Source organism: Pedobacter sp. L105 (genome assembly GCF_009765875.1).
Classification (GTDB): Bacteria; Bacteroidota; Bacteroidia; order Sphingobacteriales; family Sphingobacteriaceae; genus Pedobacter.
The window spans coordinates 105,440-107,880 of sequence record NZ_LMUP01000008.1; the positions used below are offsets into that span (position 1 = coordinate 105,440).

4 protein-coding genes are annotated in these 2,441 nt (G+C 35.2%); 2 read left to right on the plus strand and 2 right to left on the minus strand.

Translation table 11 applies throughout. The features are described from left to right. Nucleotides 1–136 precede the first annotated feature (136 nt). The gene (locus tag GSQ84_RS15750) at nucleotides 137–598 is read left to right on the plus strand and encodes a DUF5684 domain-containing protein (protein ID WP_158798245.1); all 462 of its coding nucleotides are present in this window, start codon (nucleotides 137–139) and stop codon (nucleotides 596–598) included. Between the two features lie 3 nt (nucleotides 599–601). Then, on the plus strand, nucleotides 602–931 hold the full coding sequence (locus GSQ84_RS15755; protein ID WP_158798246.1) for a DUF2752 domain-containing protein: 330 nt from the start codon (nucleotides 602–604) through the stop codon (nucleotides 929–931). Between the two features lie 410 nt (nucleotides 932–1,341). On the opposite strand, the gene GSQ84_RS15760 is transcribed toward GSQ84_RS15755, so the two are convergent. Together GSQ84_RS15760 and GSQ84_RS15765 are read right to left on the minus strand one after the other, a co-directional pair. Beyond that, complete coding sequence (locus GSQ84_RS15760) at nucleotides 1,342–1,779, minus strand: hypothetical protein (protein ID WP_158798247.1); 438 nt, start codon at nucleotides 1,777–1,779, stop codon at nucleotides 1,342–1,344. Between the two features lie 125 nt (nucleotides 1,780–1,904). Beyond that, the coding region (locus tag GSQ84_RS15765) for an IS3 family transposase (protein ID WP_158798709.1) at nucleotides 1,905–2,441 on the minus strand (537 nt) is incomplete at its 5' end.

Below are 2,441 nucleotides of genomic sequence, written 5' to 3' on the forward strand. Positions count from 1 at the left end.
AATTGTGACCTCAAATCATTAAGACCCTTTTTTCATTTCCATTACACAGTAAAGTTATACTGGAAGTTAAATGAAAATAAGTTGAAGGACTTTATAACGTTTTTTATTACCTTACGGTAAATTAAAACTCTTTATTATGGATTATAACTCTTCATCCTTTTCAGGGATCTTTGCATTAATTGGGGCTATAGGTATTGGTACCTATTTGATTTTTCTTGTTCTGATGATTGCCTCTATGTGGAGACTATTTGAGAAAGCGGGGAAACCTGGCTGGGCATCTATCATTCCTATTTATAATTTGATTATTATGATAGAAATCGTTGGCAAACCAACCATTTGGATTCTTTGGCTGATTATTCCTTGTGTAAACTTTGTATTCGGCATATGGCTGACGAATCTCTTTGTTAAAAGTTTTGGTAAATCTGAAGCTTATACGATAGGCATGTTTATACTTCCGTTTATATTTTATCCGTTGCTGGCTTTTGGTAATAACCCTTACCTCGGCCCATCAGCAGCGGAAGCAAAAGGTTATGGCCCTTATAATGGTTATGGCAGCAACAATCCTTTGAACCAGCCGCCAACGCCACCAGAAGTTTAATCAATGAACCTGCTATTCATACTATCCGCTTTCTCTTTTTTACCAGGGAAAGCGGAAGTATATCTTTTACCCTGTCCTTTTAAATATCTTACCGGATATGACTGTCCGGGATGCGGATTTCAGCGTGCGCTTCTCGCGCTGTTCAAAGGAAACTTTCAGGAGAGTTTTCATTTCTATCCGCCTGCCGTTCCTATATTACTGACCATTGTGATCAGCCTTGCGGCAAATTACTGGTGGGGAGCCAGAAGCAAAAGACTGATTAATGTATTGTTCCTGATTACCGGAGCAGTGGTGATGGTTAGTTATGTTTACAAGTTTTTTTTTAAAAACTGATTTCATCTGGGTAAACGATTGTTTAAGCCTCTTCAGTCATTTAAATTGATTTCTTAATTAATTCCTGGGGATGTTTTAATTTTTCATAAATGTAAACGCATTCTTCCTCTTCAGATTAGAATGTTTTTCATCATAACGGTCGCCTCTTTCCAATTGAAAGACATTCCATACATATATTTTTCTCAGATGAGAAATGGTTATATGATTAGTCTAAACTTTTTATTAGTTCTTGTTTATTCAAAATTAGAGTATCTATGTTTTGAATATCGCCTCTCCATCATTAGTACTTTTTGTAAGTTATTGTCTTTGAAATTTTTACTGGTGGTGAGAATGCTTTGCTTTCTCACGAACTATCGGAGTGCATGGCAGGGTGTTATATGCACCATCCATGTTTTCGATCAATAGCAAGATTAGTGAATTAACAAATCTGAATTTGCATGATATGAATTTACTTTGATTTCCGATCCATTTTGCTTTTTAAAGCCAATGATCTCATCAATTATGCCTTTATCATATGTTACCTTTAATTTGTAGTTATAAGAGATTTGATTATTATCGCCTGTAACGCATCGGGTATAGTGGTCATCTATAGTATAACTTTTATAATTACCTACCTTATTATTGATGAATTTCACCGTTTTACTTATCCCATTAGCTCCAGATAATTGTTTTATACTATCTCCAACCATGCTATCTACGGTTTCGAACTTCTTATTAGCAATTTTCTTATAAAATTTGTTTAATAAAATTTTACCCTGTTTGTTATCTGATTCTCGATTTATGTAGACGCTGTTCGATGTACAAGAATATATAAAAATAGGTATTCTAAGTAAGATAAATTTTTTCATTGTTACTTTTACTTAGAGAAAATCACCTCTCCCGTTTTAAATTTAATTAGCTTATAGACTCTTGAATTTTTTTCCTTTATTAAAGAATCTCCAACTGGAATTGCAACATTAAAGTGGACATTTAGTTAAGCGGCAATATTTTGTTTATTTAAGCTTCTACCAAATTCTTCCGGGGACAAGTACCCCAGTGTAGAATGTAGTCTTTTACGGTTGTACCAAGTCTCTATATATTCAAAAACGATGAGCGCTGCCTGCTCTTTGTCTGTGAACTTATGCTGATATACGCATTCTGCTTTGAGCGTCTTGAAAAAGCTCTCCGCTACTGCGTTATCCCAGCAATTTCCTTTTCTGCTCATACTCCTAATGATCAAAGGATTTTTTTCCAGTAAGCATCTGAATTCGTTGCAAGCGTATTGAACTCCGCGGTCAGAATGAAAAATCAATTTTTGGATAATCGCCCGTCTACCTTGCGCCATTTTAAAGGCAGGTATCACTGTATCAGCTGCTTTCATTGTTGAACTTAATGCCCATCCTATAATTTTTCGATCCCCAAGGTCAATTACGGTAGTCAAATAGAGCCATCCTTTTTTAGTTCGGATATAAGTAATATCAGATACCCATACCGCACCTAATACGCCTGGTTTAAAATCTCTATCCAATAC